The following is a 20,798-nucleotide window of genomic DNA, read 5'->3' on the forward strand; positions in this document are numbered from 1 at the left end:
TCAAGAGGATATGCGTTTGTTCCTGGCAAATACTGCGTAAAACAATGCGCCCATTAAAATCCAGAAAAGCTGCCTCGTGCGGCGGAGTGCGGATACCGAAAGCCATAAAGAGGCACTTGCGATACCGATCACACTCAGCATCAGCTTGTTGCCAAGCTCCTCTACGCCGATCTGTCCGGGTACGAATGCGCCGGCAGACTTCACGATGACCACGCCCATATCGAGCAGAAGCCCGTGCATGAGCGTCACATCGTATCCGAGCAGCTTTAATATGATGTAAAATTCAACCGAACCAATGAGCCAGTGCAGGAGGAATGCGATAAATGCGAACAGCAATTCTCTGGGGTGGCTTTTTGCAAAACGGTTGAGCTCAATGCGGATCTCGCGAATTTTGCTGTTGATCTTTACCCACCTTCCCGCGCCAGCAGCCAGCGGCCCCAGCCCCGCCGCCCTTTTTACCCACCAAAAACAACCGGCAGCAAACAACAGCAATGCAACAATGATAAGCCCGACATAAACGGGCGCGATCAGCGCGATATCCTGGCTGCTCACCAGCCAGAGCATCGCCACCACAAGCAGCACCAGCTGACTGAGGATCATCAAAAAACGGTAAATAACGACGGAAGTAAGTGCGGTTTGCTGATCGATTGCGTAGGGTTTCAGGAGAAATACCTTGAACATATCGCCCCCCGCCACGCTGGCCGGATTGAACATTCCGACTGTTTCGCTGATATGCCTGACTACAAAGATTCTAAAATGGGAAATCCTGCTCCGTGATTCGCCCAGACAATACCACCAGCCCACAGCCCCGCACCAGTAAGCGACAAATGTGCTCAACAGCACCAGCGCAAACCCTGCGCCGGCCGTTTTTAATGCCTTGGTTACTTCGGCGAGGTCGGTATTCCGGATAAACTGGAACAGCAACACCGAGATACTCAGCACCAGGACAATTTTGAAAATACGTATGTAAGCAGGGTTAATCTTCAAATCCGATCTTTTCCGTAGGTTGGGCCAAAGCAATGAGATCGCTAAAATAAACCCTGGCGAGTTCATCCCAATCATAGCTCTGGCTGTATTCGATCGCATTTTTGCTTAGTTGTGACCTCAATGCAGTGTTTTCAATCATTTCTTTGATTTTTTCCACATAACAAAAAGCATCGTAGGGCGCGCATTTGAAACCGTTTTTGCCTTCTTCGATGAAATCGCGACTCCCACCTCCGTCGGCCACTACCGGCACCAGTCCCGAAGCCATCGCTTCCAATACCACATTCCCGAAAGTTTCGGATACGGACGGGAATACGAAAACTGTCGCCGAAGCGTACAGTACAGACAGTTCGGCGTGATCGAGCTGACCGGGGAAGATCGCGTCGGGCATCCGCGCTTCACAATCTTTTCGGGCAACGCCGTCGCCGGCAACGATGAAATTGCATTGAACCTGCCCGGCTTTCAGCAGATTGTAGATATCGATCAGCGTTTCGAGGTTTTTTTCCCAAACCAGTCTGCTCGCAAAAAGCACGGTAGGAAGATCATTGCCAGTCAGCTTGCGAAGGTAGTTCTCGTCTTTTTTGCCGGGGGAAAAAAGGCTCGTGTCCATTCCCCTTTTCCAGATTTTCATGTTGTGTGCCGACATTCCACTTTCCACCAGCTCCCTCGCGATGCTGGTCGAAGGAATGTAAACCTTGTCACAACTCCCGTAAAATTCATTTTGCAATTTCCTGACGCGGTTTTCAACAGGTTTGATCAAAAACGGCAGGTATTTGAAATAATAGGAAATATAGCTGATGAAATGTGTGTGATAAATGCTGGTAACCGGCAGCCGGTTTTCTTTCGCATAATTCAAACCAAAATGCCCGAGAAAAGATGGCGTGGCAATGTGGACAAGATCCGGCTTGAATGCATCGAGACGCGCACGGGTATCCGCAGCAGCTACTGCGGGCATTCCGATCACATAGTTGCTGTTGAACGGAATTGGCAGCGAGGGAATGCGGAAACAATCAAAGCCTCTTACCTGATCCGGTCCGCTCGCGCAGATAAAAAGAAATTCAAACTGCCCGGGATCGATGCGGTTGAAAAGCTGGAACATGGTACGCGCTGCCCCGTCAAAATCGGCAACTAGGATCTCGGCGAAAAAGGCAACTTTCACTTTTCTCATGATGGCTATGATCTGCTAAAGTAGCTTGTGCATGTTTCCTGTGTGTGAACCTGCTGTTATCAATAACTCCCAACGCAAATTCCGTTCCCAATAATTCAAACACTGGATCTGAAAAACGGCCTGCTGTCATTTTGCTTGAAATATCCGCATTAAATAATGATAAGGTAATATTCCGGAATCATCCTGTTCACATGCTCGGACTAATTTCGGAGATCAATAACACGTTCGGAATGATCAAGTTCAAGACGAAAGACCGCCAGCCAAAACGCACGCTCTGGCTCCTGCTCCTCCTGCCTGCACTTTGGGGAAATACCACAACCCGCGAGACACCATACCTCCACAACGTTCAGGGAGCAGCCACAGATACTTCTTCCTCAGGCAGCTTTTCCGTGATCAGCTACAACATCGCAGGCTTGCCGCAGCTCATTTCCAGCGCAGCGACCGACCGCGCGCCCAGTATCCGCGAGATCGGCGCGCGCCTCAACGATTTCGATATTGTGCACGTGCAGGAGGATTTCAACTATAACCGGACTTTGTACAGCGAGAACAAACACCCTTTCCGGACTATCAGCAAAGGCAAAATACCATTCGGCGACGGCTTGAATACACTGTCCAGATTTCCGGTAAGGGATTTACAAAGGATCAAATGGGAAGATTGTACCGGCGCTGATTGCCTAACCCCAAAAGGATTTACTTTCAGCCGGGTTGAAATTGCACGGGCAGTATTTATAGATTTTTACAATGTACACGCAAACGCATACAACCACCCAGCAGCAGCAAAAGCCCGCCGCCAGAATATTGCTCAGCTGGCCGACTATATCCGGCGGAATTCGGCCGGGAATGCAGTGATCCTGATGGGCGACCTGAATGGACGTTACAGCTACAACCTGGATAATATTTCGGTTTTGCAACAAGAACTTGGGTTGCAGGATGTGTGGGTGGAGAGTCAAAATGAAGGAAAATTACCCGAGCCACTCGCCGTCACTCCGGCCAAAGATATCTTGTCCATTGACAACGATGCTGAAACGATAGACAAGATTCTCTACCGCAGCAGTGCTGCCATTCAAATTGAAACAACGGATTACGAATTTGAGAAAAGCCTCTTTTCTACGGCCGAAGGAGTCCCGCTTTCGGATCATCACCCGGTAACAGCGCGGTTTTCATGGCGCGTGAATGCACAGTCGCCTGCTATTTTTGCTGCCAATCCGAATGCAAAAAGGCAGGTTCGCTGAGCTGCTTCTCAGCACATTATATAGCTATAAACCAAGACATTAAAATGGGATTAAAAGCAAATTAAATTTATTTTGTTTTGATTAATCCATTACCGAAGCTGCGTCGTAGATGATTTTAAAACTGTTTTCATCTTACTCCAACAGCTTATGAAGATTCTCAACAATTCATCCCGGCGGGCGATCGCCGCTGCTTCCCTCAGTCTCCTTATTCTTTCATCCTGCGAGGATCACCGCGTTCCACCGACGGAACAAGCGCTGCCAGACAGGATTTTTTACGCATTATCAGACAACAACCAGCTGCACGAGATCAATGTCAGAAATACCGCTTCCCCATTGCGCTCATTCAGTGTAACCGGTCTTGCAAGCGGAGATAAACTGGCGGGTATCGACTTCCGTCCTGCTACAGGCCAGCTTTATGCGATCGGTACGTCCAGCGTTTTGTACCATGTGAATGTAAAAACGGGAGACCAGGAGGGTAAGGCCACGATTGTTGATACACTTGCAACTGCATTAAGCGGATCGAGCATTGGCTTTGATTTTAATCCAACTGTTGACAAAATCCGTGTTGTTACCAATACAGGTCAGAACCTGCGTTTAAACCCCGAAACCGGCGCAATACTTGCCGGCGACTCTCCATTGAACCCGGGCAGCCCGAAAGTAGGCGCAGTAGCCTACACTAACAGCAGGGCCGGCGTAACGGCAGCACCTGGAGGCGCGGGCACTACCCTGTACGACATTGATGCAGAGGCTAATATGCTTTACATTCAAAACCCGCCAAACCCGGGTACATTGGTGCCGGTGGGGCCGCTTGGGTTGGACATCAGCGAAGTAGGTGGTTTTGATATATCACCTGATATGGCCGAAGCAGACCGTTATCCGATTGCTTCCGTGAAATTTGATAATAAATGGGAGCTGGATTATGTGGACTTGAACACCGGCAAACTGCAAAAGTTAGGTGATCTGCCAGCGAATGTAAATATTGTGGGTATCGCCATTCCGGCAATGCCTGTTGCCTACGCACTCGATGCATCGAACAACCTCAAAATTTTCAATCCTATAAACGGAAGCGAATACGGTACGAAAGCGATTTCCGGCTTAAACGGAGTTATGCTGCAGGGAATCGATATCCGTCCGATGAATGGAAGACTTTATGCGCTGGGCGGCAACAGCAAGCTTTACGGAATCGACCTTGGAAGTGGCGCTGCTACCGAGCTGGCAATGCTTAAAGACGCGAGCAATAATCCTATTATGTTGAGCGGAACGCAGTTCGGCGTGGATTTCAATCCTGTTGCGGACAGGCTTCGTGTCGTGAGCGACAATGGACAAAACCTGCGTATCAATGTGGATAATGGCGTGACGATCGTAGACGGCGCATTGAAGCTGGATAATGTTACTCCATTTGTTACCGCTGTGGCATACACCAACAGCTACCCTGGCGTGACTGCCGCTGCTGGCACTACGCTTTTTGACATTGACAGCCAAAAAGATATGATCTACAAACAAACGCCTCCAAATGACGGGATACTGGCCGACGGAAAATCACTCGGCATTGACGCTGGTTCAAGCATTGGATTTGACATCGGCAACTTTACCGGAATGGGATATGCCATTTTCACAGTGGGAGGCACCACAAGCTTTTACACCGTAAACCCTGCAACCGGCGCTACGCAAATGAAATACGCATTCAGCAATCCGGTTATCGGACTTGCGACAGGTTTTGGTTTGTAAATTTCGGTTTTGTAAAAACAGGCGGCCTGGGCATTCGGGCCGCCTGTTTTTTTATCCGGCATAGTTATTTCGTTTTGGTAAAAAACCGAAACCAGCAACTATGAACTTTTTACGCATTCTGCCTATTGCCTTGCTCCTGTCGACCGCACCACTTTTTGGCCAAAGCAAAACAGACAGCATCCCGAAATACATCAAAGTACCAGCAGGATTTCTGATGGTACTGAGGCAGGGTGAAGATGTTTTTGCTGAAATAGAGCGCCTCGCTTCGAAAGAGCAGATCCCGGCAGCAAACTTCACTGCAATGGGTTTTGTAGATGCGCGCTTTGGCTTCTTCAACTTTAAAACCAAAGAATACGATCCCAAAGAATTTAAGAACGTGGAGCTGGCTTCCATGCAGGGTTCCATTGCCTGGCAGGATAACAAACCTTCGCTGCATTGCCACGGCGTGGTCACGGGCAAGGATTTCAAAGCTTATGGCGGACACTTGCTCGCGGCGACTGTGAGCACGGGCTCGGTAGAGATCATGATCACAGTCCACGACAAACAGTTGCAGCGATTAATGGAGGAACCTCCGGGCGCCAATGTACTCAATCTGAAACACTGACGCCGGTCGGTGGTATTGTCTATTTCTTCAACGACTTAATATACAGGATCACGGACTCAATATCCGTATCCGAAAGCACGCCAACAAACGACGGCATTTCTTCATTATATCCTTTCACAATGCGCTTTGAAGGAGTGAGAATGGATTCACGAATGTATTTTTCGTCTGCAATTACCTTGCTCCCATCGTCAAAAACCCTTTCTGATTTGTACAGATTCTGAAACGGCGGCCCGTACATTCCGTCAGTCCGCAAACCTTCCGAGTGGCAGCCCGCACAAGCCATTTTCTGAAAAACCTCCCTACCCTTTTCAGCCGACGCCACTTCTGCTTTCACAGGTTCCGCGACTGCTTTTTGGGTTGTTAACAAAGCCAGATCTACATTCGCGAAGCCGTATTTTTTAAAATCTACATCGCTGGTGTGGTTTAAAGTGAAATAGAAATGATCATTCAATTTTCGGCCGTCGGCCGCAAGCAGCTTATAGCCAACTTCCATTTGCATTACATCGGTCATGCCGGGAACGAGCAGCAGAATGTGCTTTTTATCCGGGGAAAGATAGGCGCCCGCCACTGACATGGTTTCCTCGCCTACACTGCCGTCCAGCTTGAAGTGGCCTGAGCCGTATTCTTCGGTCCGCTGGTAGTTGTATCTTTTGATCTCGTAGTTACCTGCATTGGTAGCAGCCGCCGCTTCAAGCGGTGAATCAAACCCGATGACAATACCCTGGGTACCTGCGCGAAAATGATTGGGCAGATAGCTCGGCTTGCCTGTGTACCGCAGCCGCAACAGGGAGCTGATCCCGGTGGAGCTGGAACCCCACAAATTGAACCCCGTCACATAAAGCTGCTCGTCGGCTGGGTTCATGGCGCCCTTCGAGGTAGGTGCCGGATAATTCGCATTGATAAACGAAACCCCGCCCTGGATTACCTTCGAAGCGCTGTCGATCAGAACGCGGAAAAGTCCGGGCTGGCCAAATGAGAAGTGGATCAGACTCCCGTTCAGCGGGCCCATTTTCTTGCCAGTAATCCACGCCTGTCCAAGGCTCGATCTGTCGACACTGTGAGGAATCCAGGTAAGGGGCGGCGTGATCTGCGGATTATCTGTCCGGTGCATGGTGGGCTGTACGCCAAAATAATCTCCCTTTTTTACGAGATAAATAGGCGACGACGGAACAAAGTTACCTTGCTGGTCTGTGGCGGTTAGCGTACCATTTTCAGGATGGAAACCAAGATAAGGCCCCCGCAAGCCGGTAGCGATCACTTCTGCATTTCGTCCGTCAGGTGAGATTTTCAGGATCGTCCCATTCTGGTCTGAACCCGCGCGGAAACCTTTCCCGGTTACCGCTGTCATCCCCGGCCCGTTGCTGAGACTGCCTCCTTTGGCAATGTAAAAACTTCCGTCTGGCGCATAAACCATATCCGCCGCCCACTCACGCGACTCGGCCGATTGGGACATCACATTTGAAAAGTTCTCATAAAAATCCGCATTCCCGTCTTTGTTAAGATCGAGCAGCTTCACAATTCCTTCCCGCCCGAAAACGTAAATGGAATCCCGCACCACTTCGATGCTCATCGGCTCGTGGAAACCGGAGGCAAAGCGCCGCCATTTGATATTTTGCAAAGGCTTGTCAATTCCCTCGACGGTCCACACGTCGCCTTCAAAAGTTACCACTGCCGCGCGCCCGTCTTTAAAAAATGCGATATCTGCAACGCGGACATTGCGTTTCCAGGGGTTTGTCAATGGCAATGTAAGCTGGTCGGTCACGAATGCGGCTGTGTCCGGCGCCAGCTTACCGCGGGTAGTTACCACCTGCGGCCACAATGCAGGCCCGCCCGTTTTGAAGTCGGGCATTGCAGCAGGTTTGGTTTTACAGAACTTTTCAAATGCGCCTATTTTCGACGCCGGACCTTTCCAGATGGCGATACTCACCTCGCCCTGTTTCGCACCCGCCGGTACTTTTACATTCAGGTACCTGTTTTCAATGGCCGCTGCCGCCCAGTCAGACTTCCCTTTTCCCATAATCGCCACAGCCGTCACAGTATCTTTGGCCGCGCTGTTAAACAGATAGGTAATGTTCCCTTTCTTCTGAACACCCGCCGCACCTGGCACTTCGGCGAGAGTCAGGTAGAGATCTTTGTCTGCATTACTCACCTGGAACGTCCGCGTGAATGCGGTGCCGCCTTCAAACCTGGCACTCGCTGGCAGCTCGTAAATTGACGCATTGCCGACAGTGTAGCTCAATACTGCCTTTTTACCAAAAACATACACACCTCCCCACCGGCCTTTTGACGCCGGGAGCGCCTTCCACGTAGGCTGCGCATTTTCTTTTTCACGAAAAGACGGCCCCGAAGCCGACCAGCCCGCATAAAGCCCGGTCGCAATCTGGGGTGCGCCGGTGACCTTGCTGATCTTGTTGTTTTTATTAAAAAAATCATTGTAGGAAATCTGCGCCATCAAAACCATTGGTAAAAACTTACCTGTCCACGCCACAGACCAGCGCAGCAAGTCGGTATCAAAGCAAACATAAGCGCTGTCGCCCAGCTGCAATGCAAGAGTCCGCGCAGCTTCATTGTCTGCCGGAAAAGAAGGCCCCATTTTGCGGGCATCGACGGACGTGGAAATGTATGGAAAACCGGGCTCCACAAAGGGGTTAAGTTGAAGCGAATCAGGCCGGCCAGACAGGTTTTGCCAGTTGGTATGGCCGGTGATCAGCAACGAAGCGCTCAGCAGCAGCAGCCCGGAAGCAACACTCCACTTATTGATCCGGAATTTATAGGATTTGAACATTATTGTTTGAATAAGAATATGTCCCAAAAGCAGCCAGGGATTTGAAAGTTACTTGAAGCTCAGGGTTATTTTAAGCGACGAGTTCAAAACAAACTACCCTGAAACCTGCCGATCCGATTAAATCTATATATTTGAACTAAACACCACCTTATGTTTTCACAATCCAGTCTTCAAAGGGAACAAACTTCCTTCTCCACCGAGATACTGGCCGGCGTATCCTCATTTCTGGCCACCGCCTATATTATTGTTGTAAATCCTTCCATATTAAGTCAGACCGGGATGCCGTTTTCGGCTGTACTGACTGCCACCATCCTGGTTTCGTTTTTCAGCAGCATGATGATGGGGTTTTATGCCAATAACCCGATCCTGGTTGCGCCCGGAATGGGATTGAATGCGTTTTTCACATTCACGGCGGTGTTTACTTACAAGCTGTCCTGGGAAGTTGCATTAGGTACCGTTTTCTGGTCGGGGATTTTCTTTTTACTGCTTTCGGTTTTCAATATCCGCTCCTACATTGTCAAAGCAATCCCGAAACCGCTGCGCTATGCAATCGCCTCCGGGATAGGTTTGTTTATTACGTTGATCGGCTTTGCCAATGCAAAATTCATTGTTGCCAATCCGGCCACGATGATCAGCATCGGTAGCCTGAATTCCGCCACGCTGACTTTCATTGCCGGCTTGCTGATCACGGTTATCCTGCTGATCCGCCATGTAAAAGGCAGTATCCTGATCGGCATTGTGCTCACCAGCTTACTGGCCTGGCCGATCGGTCGCTGGTGGGGCGGGACTGAGCCGCTCGTTACAATTTCCGGTATCGTGTCGCCACCGGATTTCAGTTTGCTTTTCCGCCTAGATCTCATTAACTCACTCAAATGGAGCCTTGCTCCTGTAATCCTCGCATTTGTATTTACAGATATGTTCGACAGCCTGTCCACGTTTGTCGGCCTGGCGGAAGCTTCCGAGCTGCTCGACGAGAACGGAGAGCCGCGCAATATTCGCCGCTCGCTGATCGTGGATGCGTTTTCCACAACCCTGGCCGGACTTACCGGCAGCAGCCCCGGTACCGCTTACATTGAATCGGCTGTGGGCATCGAGCAGGGCGGCAAAACGGGCCTGACAGCAATTGCCGGTGCATTGCTGTTCCTCCCGTTCCTGTTCCTGTCTCCATTACTGAGCGCGGTACCTGCCATAGCCACCTCCCCGGCGCTGGTACTGGTGGGCGTTTTTATGATGAAACCTGTGGTTAAGATCAATTGGTCCCAGCTGCACGAAGCTTTTCCTGCTTTTCTGGCGATGGTACTTATTCCATTTACCTATTCTATTACACAGGGGATTGTCTGGGGATTTCTGAGCTGGACTGTACTACATATTGCGACGGGGCGATGGAAAGAAATCAGCGTCGGCCTCATTATCATTGATTTATTCGCATTTCTTGCTTTACTACTTTAATTGTTTTCATGAAAAAATCTTTGCTGCTCTTTGTTTTTTGTTTGTTTCAAATCCATGTGAATGCCCAGGAAACGATCGGCATACTGGGTGCTTTCCCACCTGAACTGGTGCATTTACGCGCAAACCTGGTGAATGCGAAAGACACAGTGATCCGGTCGGCCAGGTTTATTACCGGACAGCTGCGCGGAAAGAATGTAGTACTTGCACAAACCGGCGTGGGGAAGGTCAATGCGGCGATTACAACCACTTTAATGCTCGAACATTTCAATCCGAAACAGGTTATTTTTTCGGGAATAGCAGGCGCGGTTGATCCGGCACTCAGGCCAGGCGATATCGTGATCGGCACCGACATTACCTACCACGATTTTGGAGCGGTGAAAGATGATGCAATGGAATATTGGGCTACCAAAAACCCGTTGACAAACGTGGCCAATCCTGTCACTTTCAAATGTGACCCCGCATTGATCGCCACGGCGACAGAGGTTTCAAAAGGATTGACTTTTCAGCAGATTCAGCGGAAATCCGGAAACAGGCTTCCAGCCGTAAAACAGGGCGTGATCGTTACAGGTGACGTTTTTGTTTCTTCCAAAAAAATAACCGACCGGCTGCTGAAAGACTTAAAGGCAGCCGCTACCGAAATGGAAGGCGCGGCAGTTGCACAAACCTGCTATCAGCAAAGCGTACCTTTTCTGATCATCAGGAGCATGAGCGACAATGCCAATGAAAATGCGAAGGATGATATGGGCAATTTTTATGATATTGCTGCCACTAATGCGGCTACATTGGTTATGGCGGTTGTGGGCGGGAAATAAAAAAAATCCCTGCTTTGAAACAGGGATTTCGTCTTTAATTTGGTATTTATCAATCCTTTTTTGCTTCGGATTTCGGTTTCCTGTCTTTCGCTATCGTCGTTTTTCCTTCCTGAATCGCTTTTTTGTTGGTACCCTGGCTTTGCTTGCCCGGCAACTTGGTTTTGCCGGTAGTACCGCCGTTTCCATCGTCACCACCCGGTGTCGAGCGGTCACCTGCTATAGTTGCTCTCCCTGGCTGTGTAGCGTCGTCGGATTTCTGGTGACCAGTGCCGCCAGCTGTTTTGCGGTCGCCCGTTGTCGCACTGCGGCCTGTGCCGGGTGTGCTGTTGGACACATCGGAAGTATCTCCCCCTGCTTTGGTTTTGGGGTTAGTTGAAATAGTTGTTGACTGTGCAAAGGCAATTCCTGATGCTGTGAAAAGGAAAAATGCCAGTGATAAGAATGTAGTTTTCATGATTTGCTGGAAGTTTTTGCTGATGAAAACCACTTCACTAAATAACCATTCCAGCAAGCACTATTCGAGTACGACGTCGCTGGGGGCGTCGCCCTTTTTGCCGCTGGCGGAATATTGGAGTTTAAGCTTTTTGCCTTGTTCGTCTGCCTCTTCCAGCAGCTCGAAGGTGCGCCGCTCTCCTACCATCAGCAGCGCCTGGAACAAAATGCCGGCATAGGCGCTTTCCTTGCTGCCGGGGCCTTTTTCTTTTGCAAGATCATTGTAATAACCAAACAGGTCTTTACCCTTTCCCATAATGTTCGTTTTACATTTCACGACTGAACCTTAAAATTGTGTGCCCAAATCCGCCAGCGGGCTTTGCTGCAACATTTAACAGTTCAAAGGAAGGAAGCTTTGTGACTTACTTATCAGCAGCCCGGCGTGAGCGCCGCGCCAGGATCTGGGCTTTCATTTTATCAAACGTTTCAAATGGCGCCTGCAGAGCGAAATAGTTGACGATATGGGACGGAATGATTCCTCCGGGATCTACACGCAACATGTATTCAAGCCTGACTTTCGCATCACCAACCGGCGTAATTGTCCACCTGCTTTCGGATCCGGTAATCCTTACCAGGCCATTTTTTACAGGTATGTGGCCGGGTACAGCGGGCGTATTGACAGTTACAACCTGCGATGCAGGATCTTCCGCAATTGTCATGTGGCTCACAAAGTCGCGGTTATCCAGCGGCCAGGGCAGGCTTACTTCGGTATAGTAAAAAAGCTCATTTTCGGAAACCCGCTTTAAAAGGTAGCAGCGTTTGGTGTGGCACATCCATTTGCCGGTAGCAGGAATATCTTTCATCAAATCGACTACTTCGGCAACGGTTGCATGCATCGTGCATTCCGCTTTTAGCGCTTTGATCCTGGAACCGGAAACTTTGCGGCTGTAAACCCGGATCTCCCCACGCCCAGCCACGAAGGTCCATTCAGTCTGGCCCGGCACAAGGGTAAGTTGGAGATTGACAACTATGAGGGTAATGATCATTTTTATCATGGCCCGGCAAAGTTGTCAACCCACTTCTCCCATCGCAACGTTTACTTTTCAGGTTGAAACAAAAGCTTTTCAAGCTGCACCATGGTGCTGTGAATTGCACTTAGCCCTTTTTCCCGGGTATATAAAATGACACGGTTGTACGGAGCGTCTCCATAACCGAGCGCCCTTGTTTTAAGGAGAAATTATAGGCGAGATCAGCATTGAAGTTCCTGAAAATGCGTGCACCTGCACCCACTGTCACAAACTGCTGATCCCTTTTTTGCCGGCTCTCGCCATAGTAACCGCCACGCAGCGCGACTACATTATTGTACCAGTATTCTGCGCCGACAGAGAACATTATTTCCTGGATTTCTTCCTTAAAACCGCCGGGAGCATCCGAGAACGACCTTAATGCGCTTCTCAAAACCGAACCATCCTGTCCGCTTTGTCTGGCTGACGGAGTAGGTACCATCAGCTTGCTCAGATCCGCAATCACATTGATCCGGTGTTTTCCTGTGGCTGTGTAGGAAAGTCCGCCACCTATCCGGAGCTTGGCAGGAAGAAAGTATTTGCCACTTGAACCGAAATCAATTTTGTTACCGAGATTAGATGCAATTGCCCCGAGCGACCAGTTAAAATCTTCGCCACCCTCACCGCCGGCCACCTGTTTGCGATAAAACGCACTGATATCCGCCGCAACGGACTGCCCTTTCTTTATAGTGCCTGCATTTACAGAAGCATAACCCATATCGGAGCTGATGTATTTTAATGTGGCGCCCATTGAAAAGTTTTTCCCGAGCTGCCGGGAATAGCTTGCGCTGATAGCCAGGTCTTCCGCCTGCTTTGTAGCTCCATTGAGCTGCCACCTTTCATAGTTGAAATACTGGACAGAAGCAGCGATAGCCTGCTTTTCACCCAACTTCTTGTAAGCACTTGCATAGCCGACCCAGTAACCGTCTAGAAGCGCCGGCAGCCAGCGGAAATAAGAAGCCGAAGCACCGAAATCCTTTTCCGCGCTGGCGAGCTTAGATGGATTAATGTAAGTGGCATTCGCGTCGGCACTCAGAGCGACACCGCCATAGCCCATTGCGCCGGTCCGGGCATCAGGGACTATGCTTAGAATGTCAGGCTGGCCGTACGGAATTCTCAGGGTATCGAAACTTTGGGCAATTAGCTCGGTGCAGATAAGCACGAAGGGGCTGAGCAGAAGCAACCTTTTCATCATGGTTAAAAAGATTAAAGTTGAAGATTTGTACAAGCGGTTACAAACGCCAACGTCGCGCCGTCGTAAATATTACAACTAGTTTTACAAAACGGACAAATATTGATCAACCTCTTATTCAGCAGATTACGCATATAGTCGTAAAAAATATTTCTTTCCTTCTATGCAATATTTTACAAAATCCATGAAGTGAAAATTGATCTTTGTCAACAAAGCTTTATCTTGACGTTCCCAACGCAACCCTCTATACTTAACCTTGAAACCTGATAGCGCACAGCTACTTGCAAATGAATTAGCAGGTATCACAGTATGCAAAAGCAACACTGCTATTCAAAAAGCAGAAATTCCGATTGCTGAGCAGGTTTCCGGATTCGTCTCCAATCTATTTGCCACAAACGACTGGCCGGCACGCTGGTACTGCGGTAATTGGTCTGATTTTCACGGCTGGCTGTATATTATTTCCGACGTCGGAATCTGGGCAGCTTACTTTGCTATTTCTGTTCTACTGCTCGCATTGCTGCGAAGAAAAAAGGATATACCCTTTTACAGCGTATTCTTACTGTTTGTCGCATTTATCCTCCTCTGCGGACTGACGCACCTGATCGACGCGGGCATTTTCTGGTGGCCCATTTACCGTTTCAGCGCGCTGGTTCGCTTCGCAACAGCAATTGTATCCTTTATTACGGTTTACGCATTGTACAAAACTCTTCCGAAAGTCCTGAGCATGCGCTCTGTGGAAGAATATGAAACGGAGATTGAGAAACGTAAGATTGTGGAAGAGAAGCTTGCCGCCAGCGAGTTCCTGTTGTCCGAAGCAGGCAGGATCAGCGAAGTTGGCGGCTGGGAGACCGATCTGGTGACCAAGAAGCGAACGTGGTCGAAAACGGTTTACGATATCCTTGAACTTCCGGAAGATTACCCGCTCAATGAGCTCAGTCTATACAGCCACGTTCAGGAATCGTTTCGCGCAATTGCTAATGAGGCGGTAAATAATGCGATTGCGCACGGCGTAGAATGGGACCAGGAACTGATTGCGACTACGCTAACCGGGAAATCGGTGTGGGTAAGATCAACGGGGCGGCCGCTGTACGACGAAAATGGAAAAGTGACGAAGCTGCGCGGTATTTTCATGAACATCGGGAGGTACAAAAATGCAGAGCTGGCACTAAGTAAGTCCCTGGAAATCACGACCCGAAACAATGAGCAGCTCAAAAATTTTACCCATATCCTCTCGCACAATATCCGCAACCACGCCAGCAACATGGTGCTGCTTTCGACGCTCATCGATTCCGAAAAGCTCGACGAGGAGAATGCGCAGCTTTTTGACAAAATGAAAGATGTGTCCAATGGACTGAATGCCACATTGGAAGATCTGTCAAAAGCGATCAAAATCAAGGATAGTGTGGTCCAAAGCGAAGTTCTTGATCTGCACACGATCACCGAAAAGGTACTGAACATTTTCGCAACTGATCTGGAGGTGAACAGTGCAGACGTTTCTATCGAATACAAGGAACAAACCGTGCTTTTTCCAAGAGTATATCTCGAAAGTATCGTCACAAACCTTGTATCCAACACAGTCAAATACAGAAATCCCGCCGAGCAGCTGCGGATTGTCCTCAGATCATACAAGAACCAGGATGGAAAAACAGTACTGGAATGCCGGGATAATGGATTGGGGATTGACCTGGAACTGCACAGAAAAAAAATATTCGGTCTTTACAAGACTTTTCACAATCGCAAGGACGCACATGGTGTGGGGTTATTCCTTGTCAAAACGCAGATAGAATCACAGGGCGGCCATATTGAAGTGGAAAGTACGCCGGGAAAAGGAACAGCATTTAAATTGATTTTCAATGAACAAGGTTAACAAGTTGTGGGTAGTTGACGATGACGAGATTTACAGATTCGCCATTAAAATCATCATCAATCGCGCCGGCATTGCAGAGGAGACTTCTTACTTTAATAATGGGCAGGCCGCCATTGATGCTTTTGTGGAAAACCTCGGCGATCCCGGCCAGTTGCCCGACCTGATCCTCCTGGACCTCAATATGCCCGTACTTGACGGCTGGCAGTTTCTCGACGCTGTGAGCAAGCTGCTTCCTTCGCTTCCAAAAAAGGTAAACATATTCCTTGTAAGCTCATCGAATGACGAAGAAGATTTTGAAAAGGCAAGATCACTGCGGGAAGTACAGGATCTGATAGTAAAGCCACTAACGATCAAGTCATTACAAGAGATTATGCAGCGTTTGGAACAAGGCTCGGTAGCCTGCTGAGCTGCCGGCGAATTTCACTTGCCAACTGTGCGTATAATGTACTGAGGGGCAGCGGATTCCCACAATACTTAGCTATAAAGCAGATTCTCAAAAATAAATGATATTTTTGAGATCAAAATTTTGATACTTATTATACCATCCTTACTTTTGTAATGTTACTAGTCACTGACATTCAACAAACTGTAAGATGAAAAGTATTCACATCAACAATAACCATCCCAGTACACTTACAAATATCCGGCACCACATGCTGGAATACCTGCTGATCTTCTCTTGCGACGAGGTTACGAAAGCGCACATTGCAAGTGTAAAGCAGTTTTTTGAGCGGCGCTACGGTTGCCAGTATGCGGCTAATCTTACACCACACATGACACTGATGCAATGCATCATTCACCAAAGCAAAATAGATCGTGTGGTCCAGGGTTGCCGGAAGATTGCCAGGACGACCGATCCTTTTGAAATGACATTAAGTGGTTTCAATAAATATGAGCATGGTACGATGTACATCGATGTGGAAGACCGGGTGTCGCACCATGTTTTGGGAATAGTGAAAAAGCTGAAAGCGGATATCGACAAACACATTCAGCAATGGTCACCTGCCGAGCACGAGTACTGCACCGACCCACACTATACGATCGCACGGAACATGAGCAACAAACAGCTGGAACAAGCCTGGTTTGAATGGAAATACCAAAAGTTCGCCGCGAGTTTCCCTGTAACTGAAATGCAGCTGCTCCGAAGATCCCTCGTAAAAGGCGACAAATTTCAAATCGTAGAACGCTTCCCCTTGCAAGGCCTTGCCCAAGCACAGTTTGTGCAAGCGGCGTTGTTTTAACGACGGAGGAAAGGGAGGATGGAGGAAAGGACGAAGGGAAGAAAGGGGAAGTACCTTGTCATGCTTAGAGCCGTCGAAGCACCCTACCGCACCGAAAAGGGTTTGGTGACGAACAGGCCGAAGTAGATTTTTTGGGATTTCAGATTAATGATATCACCCAGGAAATGGTCGTCGAACCGGCTTGTGTAGCCTATTTTCAGCCCGGCTTGTAAGCCGTTGAATTCTCCGTTTTCGCGTTTTGTAATGAAATAAACGGGAATGTCGATGTTCATTTTTTCACTTTTGACAATCCAGGTAACGCTTGGGTTCAGGCCCAGGACGGGGACATAGTTGCGGCGGATCAGCTGTCGGAACTCGCCTTTGATCCTTGAATCATTTGCCCTTACAGGTTTTCCGAGCGTTACCTCCGAGCTGAATGAATGCCCGGCAGTTCCGACAGGGAAATTGTAATTCAGAACCTCGCTTCCGCTGGAATAATTGATTACAAAGCTGTAAGACAGTGAAAAGTAAGTATCAAGGCTCTTGAACTTAGAAATTGCAACATTGAAGTTTTTCCCCACGCGCGTCGCCTGCGAAGGTTGCAATGCCAGTGAGTCGGTAATGTAATTAAATGCAACCCTGCTGGCGCTGAAACGGGCAGTGAAGATGAAGGGCGAGGCAAATGCATCCAAATCCAGCGCACCGCCTTCGATCAACTCCTTCTTTTCGGCGTCATCCATATCCAGGTAAGTCACGTCACTGGCTGGATCAATGCCCTTTCGTGTCCGGGTTTTTTGCTTAACTGCATTGAATTTCGCCATATCCCGAATCGGCAATTTTTTGGGAACAGGAGTTCGCCCGATTGTTTTTTGCCAACCGACGGAGAATGTGGTCCCGGTAGTAATGCCTTCGATATCAAGGAAAGTTGCTGTTTTGGGTTTCTCCGAGAACGCCTGTGACAATGCAACATTAAACATGCTCTTTCCCGAAGCAATGGAAAACTTGGCTTCGGCCTGGGTATCGGAGAAGATCGAGCTCAAACTAATGCTTGGCAGGTTACTGACCGCCCCGGTATTGCTGGCTGCGATATTGGATTGCAGCTTTTCATTCAGCTTTTTACTTGCAGAATCCGGCGAGATCTTGGCAAAATCATCCTTGTCCTGCGCCATCAGGATTCCACTTAGCGGCATGACAAAGCTGCCGATGAACAGCACGATGCGTAGTATTTGCTTCATTGGTGGCGCTGGTTAACTAATGTGAAACTCTCCGCCGCTGAAATCAGTATCGCCGCCCTTCAAAGTGCGAGGACCGACGCCGGTACCGGGTACAGAAACCCCGTTGCTGGTCATGCGGACAGAGTACCTCGTCAGGTTATCCTTTCCATTCACCTGCCACTGGTACTCGTGCTTGCCTTTATCCAGTATCATTTCCTTGGTATCGATGGAATCGCGGGCGCTGATGATCTGGTTTCCGTCGAGGAAAAAAGCAAGCGTTCCGTGTTCAACCATCGTGCTGACATAAAAGTTGGAAGAAAGAATTTTGAACTGTGCCATTGTTTTTAAATTGATGAAGTGGTCCCGAAAGCCGGTCGGGAGTTCTAGAGCAATATACCAAATATAGGTAGCCCGTAGAATGTCAATAATGAGAAAAATTTGTCACAGGTTTGCGTATATAAGGAATCGGTATCGTTGGAAAGATTAAATTACGTTCACCTGCTTTCAGCATATGAGGCAAATTTTACATCCACCAGATATTCCCCATTCTTATTATAATATCTTAGATTCAACATTGAGTATATTTTGCCTTAATGGCATTTACCAATCTATGTTTTAACAAACCGATTATAAAATACTCACTTCCTGATACCAGATAACCACCTATGAAAATAAGACTCCTACTTTCAACGCTTGCACTTACTGTTTCGACCTTTACCGCCCGCGGACAGTCTTTCAACAATTTCCCGGTCACGACGCAAAAGCCGCCGCTGCATGGTAAACATTGGATGGGGATTACGGGTAAGCCGCTGGCGGCGACGGCGGGGGCTATGATTTTCAGCAAAGGCGGAAATGCAGTTGATGCATCCTGCGCGATGCTGGCGGCTACCTGCACCATGTGGGACGTACTGAGCTGGGGAGGAGAAACGCAGGCATTGATATACAACCCGAAAACCAAAAAGGTCATAGCGATCAATGCGATGGGCGTGGCCCCGACCGGCGCTACGGCTCATTTTTACAAGAGCAAGGGGATGAAATATCCGCCGGAATATGGTCCGCTTGCGGCGACTACGCCTGGTACGCCGGGAGGGTTGATGACCATGCTGGCAGAATATGGCACAATGAGCCTCAAAGAAGTGCTGGGGCCGGCGATGCAAATGGCGGAGGGTTATCCCATTGAGGGACAAACTGCGAATGCAATCGAGCGGGATAAAGCGGAGATCAAGAAGTGGCCGTATTCTACTAAAGTCTTTCTTCCGCATTCAGGTCAGCCCAGGGAAGCTCCCGACGCTGGCGAGATATTCGTGCAGAAAGATCTGCTCGCAACATTGCAAAAGCTGGTAGACGCCGAACAGACAGCCCTGAAAAAAGGCAAAAACAGGAAGGAGGCGATCTATGCTGCTAATGATCGCTTTTACAGGGGAGATATCGCCAAGGAAATAGCCCGCGGAACACAGGAGCAAGGCGGTTTGATCACCGAGCAGGATCTGGCTAACTGGAAAGTCAAGATCGAAGAGCCGCTGATGACCAATTACAAAGGCATTGAAGTATATAAAATGCAGCAATGGACACAGGGCCCCGTGATGTTGCAGGCGCTGAACATGCTCGAAAACTTTGATCTGAAAGGAATGGGCTACAATTCTTCGCGCTACATTCATACGCTATACCAGGTAATGAACCTGGCTTTCGCCGATCGTGATTTCTATTACGGCGATCCTGCATTTGCTCCCGAGGAACCCATGAAAGGTTTATTGTCGAAAGAATATGCAAAAGAGCGCATTAAGCAGATCAATTGGGAGAAGAATGACGCGAAAACAATGCCGGGCGATCCCTATCCTTTTGAAGGCAAGAAAAACCCATATACTGAACAACTCAAATCCTGGGGCAATTTTCACGCCGCATTGAACCGTGATGAGAATGGGCCGAGCGAGCAGTTTATGAAAGATTTTACGGCCGGCACTACCTCCGTTGAAGCGGCGGATGAAGAAGGTTGGGTAGTGAGCATTACGCCCAGCGGCGGCTGGGTACCTGCGTGCATTGCCGGAAATACCGGAGTGGGATTAAGCCAGCGGATGCAATCGTTTGTGCTGGACCCGAGGGAAAATCCATTCAATGTGGTGGAGCCCGGAAAACGGCCTCGGGTCACGCTAACTCCCAGCCTCGCGCTGAAAGGCGGGAAGCCGTTTTTGTCTTTTGCCAAGCAGGCGGGCGACGAACAGGATCAGCTACTGCTTCAATTCTTTTTGAACATGGTAGAATTCGGTATGACCGTGCAGGAAGCGACGGAGGCGCCCAGCTTTAAAACTCTGCAGATGTATGGCAGCTTTGGTGCACACGAGAAAATTCCCGGCGGACTGATCCTAAACCAATCCATGCCCGACTGGACACGTAAAGAACTCTCCCGAATGGGTTATTCGTCCACTTTCCAGCCGAGGACCAGCGGCCCGATCAATGCCATTTATTTTGACTGGCAACACGGGAGCTTCTGGGGCGGGTCCAGCAACCATGGTGAAGACTATGGTTTTGGATGGTAGCACCTCGCAACATTGAAAGTTGGTTTTAAAGCAGCTGGTCAGTCGTCAGACGCATTTCTACCAGATGCTTTTTAAAACCAACTTTCTCGTAGGCAGCTACTGCTGATTTATTGGCATCATAAACCTGCAACCGCACCTCCGGCAAACCTTTCTGCTTTGCCCATTCAACGAGTTTTTTGATAATCAACTTGTTAATGCCTTTCCCGCGGTGTTCCGGCACCACGTACATAAAACCTAGAAAAGCGTAGCGATCGAATCGGTTGTAAGGTTTGGCTTGCAAAATCCGCGCGTGCCCGCCACCTACAAGCTGTCCGTTGATTTCTGCTACAACCACCTCTGCGTCTTCACTTTCGATCATTTTGGCGAGATCATAGTATTTGAAATCTTCTGCAATAAAAGTTTCGTCGAAAGGGCGCTCGGCTTTGATGATGCCTTGTTCAAATTCCAGCAATGCAGGTAACTCCTCTATGCTGGCGGGTCGGATACTAATTTGTTCCATTTACGTTTTCAGAA

General features: G+C 48.9%; 19 protein-coding genes. 9 read left to right on the plus strand and 10 right to left on the minus strand.

Annotation, left to right across the window (positions count from 1 at the left end):
- Both Q369_RS0104275 and Q369_RS0104280 read right to left on the minus strand, forming a co-directional pair.
- A complete protein-coding gene (locus Q369_RS0104275; RefSeq protein ID WP_031526569.1) occupies positions 1 to 987 on the minus strand; it encodes a lysylphosphatidylglycerol synthase transmembrane domain-containing protein in 987 nt (328 codons plus the stop codon).
- The gene (locus Q369_RS0104280; protein WP_031526570.1) at positions 977 to 2,152 is read right to left on the minus strand and encodes a glycosyltransferase family 4 protein; all 1,176 of its coding nucleotides are present in this window, start codon (positions 2,150 to 2,152) and stop codon (positions 977 to 979) included. The genes Q369_RS0104275 and Q369_RS0104280 overlap by 11 nt, the downstream gene beginning before the upstream one ends.
- A 191-nt stretch (positions 2,153 to 2,343) precedes the next feature.
- Here Q369_RS0104280 and Q369_RS0104285 point away from each other — a divergent pair, with 191 nt between their 5' ends.
- From Q369_RS0104285 to Q369_RS0104295, 3 genes are all read left to right on the plus strand, one after another.
- Entirely contained in the window at positions 2,344 to 3,384 is a 1,041-nt protein-coding gene (locus tag Q369_RS0104285; protein ID WP_169739236.1) for an endonuclease/exonuclease/phosphatase family protein, read from the plus strand.
- 147 nt (positions 3,385 to 3,531) lie between these two features.
- Positions 3,532 to 5,112 carry a DUF4394 domain-containing protein gene (locus Q369_RS0104290; RefSeq protein WP_031526572.1) on the plus strand — a complete coding sequence of 527 codons (1,581 nt, stop codon included), beginning with the start codon at positions 3,532 to 3,534 and terminating at the stop codon, positions 5,110 to 5,112.
- 100 nt (positions 5,113 to 5,212) lie between these two features.
- Positions 5,213 to 5,716 (plus strand): PPC domain-containing DNA-binding protein, encoded by a 504-nt coding sequence (locus Q369_RS0104295; RefSeq protein WP_031526573.1) that lies wholly within the window; start codon positions 5,213 to 5,215, stop codon positions 5,714 to 5,716.
- A gap of 19 nt (positions 5,717 to 5,735) precedes the next feature.
- Here the strand turns inward: Q369_RS0104295 and Q369_RS0104300 are convergent, their stop codons facing one another.
- The gene (locus Q369_RS0104300; RefSeq protein ID WP_031526574.1) at positions 5,736 to 8,501 is read right to left on the minus strand and encodes a DUF6797 domain-containing protein; all 2,766 of its coding nucleotides are present in this window, start codon (positions 8,499 to 8,501) and stop codon (positions 5,736 to 5,738) included.
- Between the two features lie 150 nt (positions 8,502 to 8,651).
- On the opposite strand from Q369_RS0104300, the gene Q369_RS0104305 reads away from it, so the two are divergent.
- Positions 8,652 to 9,950 carry an NCS2 family permease gene (locus tag Q369_RS0104305; RefSeq protein WP_031526575.1) on the plus strand — a complete coding sequence of 433 codons (1,299 nt, stop codon included), beginning with the start codon at positions 8,652 to 8,654 and terminating at the stop codon, positions 9,948 to 9,950.
- Between the two features lie 8 nt (positions 9,951 to 9,958).
- A complete protein-coding gene (locus Q369_RS0104310; RefSeq protein WP_031526576.1) occupies positions 9,959 to 10,762 on the plus strand; it encodes a 5'-methylthioadenosine/adenosylhomocysteine nucleosidase in 804 nt (267 codons plus the stop codon).
- A 49-nt stretch (positions 10,763 to 10,811) separates the two neighbouring features.
- On the opposite strand, the gene Q369_RS0104315 is transcribed toward Q369_RS0104310, so the two are convergent.
- The 4 genes from Q369_RS0104315 to porV form a co-directional block, all read right to left on the minus strand.
- Positions 10,812 to 11,216 (minus strand): hypothetical protein, encoded by a 405-nt coding sequence (locus Q369_RS0104315; RefSeq protein ID WP_157488036.1) that lies wholly within the window; start codon positions 11,214 to 11,216, stop codon positions 10,812 to 10,814.
- A gap of 60 nt (positions 11,217 to 11,276) precedes the next feature.
- Positions 11,277 to 11,510: a hypothetical protein gene (locus Q369_RS0104320; RefSeq protein ID WP_031526578.1), complete on the minus strand. Its 234-nt coding sequence runs from the start codon at positions 11,508 to 11,510 to the stop codon at positions 11,277 to 11,279.
- 106 nt (positions 11,511 to 11,616) lie between these two features.
- A complete protein-coding gene (locus Q369_RS0104325) occupies positions 11,617 to 12,240 on the minus strand; it encodes an START domain-containing protein (RefSeq protein ID WP_051663932.1) in 624 nt (207 codons plus the stop codon).
- 109 nt (positions 12,241 to 12,349) lie between these two features.
- Positions 12,350 to 13,453: a type IX secretion system outer membrane channel protein PorV gene (gene porV / locus Q369_RS0104330; RefSeq protein ID WP_084165643.1), complete on the minus strand. Its 1,104-nt coding sequence runs from the start codon at positions 13,451 to 13,453 to the stop codon at positions 12,350 to 12,352.
- 253 nt (positions 13,454 to 13,706) lie between these two features.
- On the opposite strand from porV, the gene Q369_RS0104335 reads away from it, so the two are divergent.
- From Q369_RS0104335 to Q369_RS0104345, 3 genes are all read left to right on the plus strand, one after another.
- A complete protein-coding gene (locus Q369_RS0104335) occupies positions 13,707 to 15,317 on the plus strand; it encodes a sensor histidine kinase (protein WP_031526581.1) in 1,611 nt (536 codons plus the stop codon).
- Positions 15,304 to 15,723, plus strand: a complete 420-nt coding sequence (locus Q369_RS0104340) for a response regulator (RefSeq protein ID WP_031526582.1) — start codon at positions 15,304 to 15,306, stop codon at positions 15,721 to 15,723. Before Q369_RS0104335 ends, Q369_RS0104340 begins: the two co-directional genes overlap by 14 nt.
- A gap of 187 nt (positions 15,724 to 15,910) precedes the next feature.
- Positions 15,911 to 16,558 (plus strand): 2'-5' RNA ligase family protein, encoded by a 648-nt coding sequence (locus Q369_RS0104345; RefSeq protein WP_031526583.1) that lies wholly within the window; start codon positions 15,911 to 15,913, stop codon positions 16,556 to 16,558.
- Between the two features lie 83 nt (positions 16,559 to 16,641).
- Here the strand turns inward: Q369_RS0104345 and Q369_RS0104350 are convergent, their stop codons facing one another.
- Both Q369_RS0104350 and Q369_RS0104355 read right to left on the minus strand, forming a co-directional pair.
- Positions 16,642 to 17,772, minus strand: a complete 1,131-nt coding sequence (locus Q369_RS0104350) for a hypothetical protein (RefSeq protein WP_031526584.1) — start codon at positions 17,770 to 17,772, stop codon at positions 16,642 to 16,644.
- A 12-nt stretch (positions 17,773 to 17,784) separates the two neighbouring features.
- Positions 17,785 to 18,090 carry a hypothetical protein gene (locus Q369_RS0104355; RefSeq protein ID WP_031526585.1) on the minus strand — a complete coding sequence of 102 codons (306 nt, stop codon included), beginning with the start codon at positions 18,088 to 18,090 and terminating at the stop codon, positions 17,785 to 17,787.
- Positions 18,091 to 18,416: 326 nt separating this feature from the next.
- Between Q369_RS0104355 and Q369_RS0104360 the strand changes: the two genes are divergently transcribed.
- Positions 18,417 to 20,285 (plus strand): gamma-glutamyltransferase family protein, encoded by a 1,869-nt coding sequence (locus Q369_RS0104360; RefSeq protein ID WP_031526586.1) that lies wholly within the window; start codon positions 18,417 to 18,419, stop codon positions 20,283 to 20,285.
- Between the two features lie 25 nt (positions 20,286 to 20,310).
- Here Q369_RS0104360 and Q369_RS0104365 read toward each other — a convergent pair whose 3' ends face one another.
- On the minus strand, positions 20,311 to 20,784 hold the full coding sequence (locus Q369_RS0104365; protein ID WP_031526587.1) for a GNAT family N-acetyltransferase: 474 nt from the start codon (positions 20,782 to 20,784) through the stop codon (positions 20,311 to 20,313).
- Positions 20,785 to 20,798 lie beyond the last annotated feature (14 nt).

The organism is Dyadobacter crusticola DSM 16708 (assembly GCF_000701505.1).
GTDB classification, from domain to species: domain Bacteria; phylum Bacteroidota; class Bacteroidia; order Cytophagales; family Spirosomataceae; genus Dyadobacter; species Dyadobacter crusticola.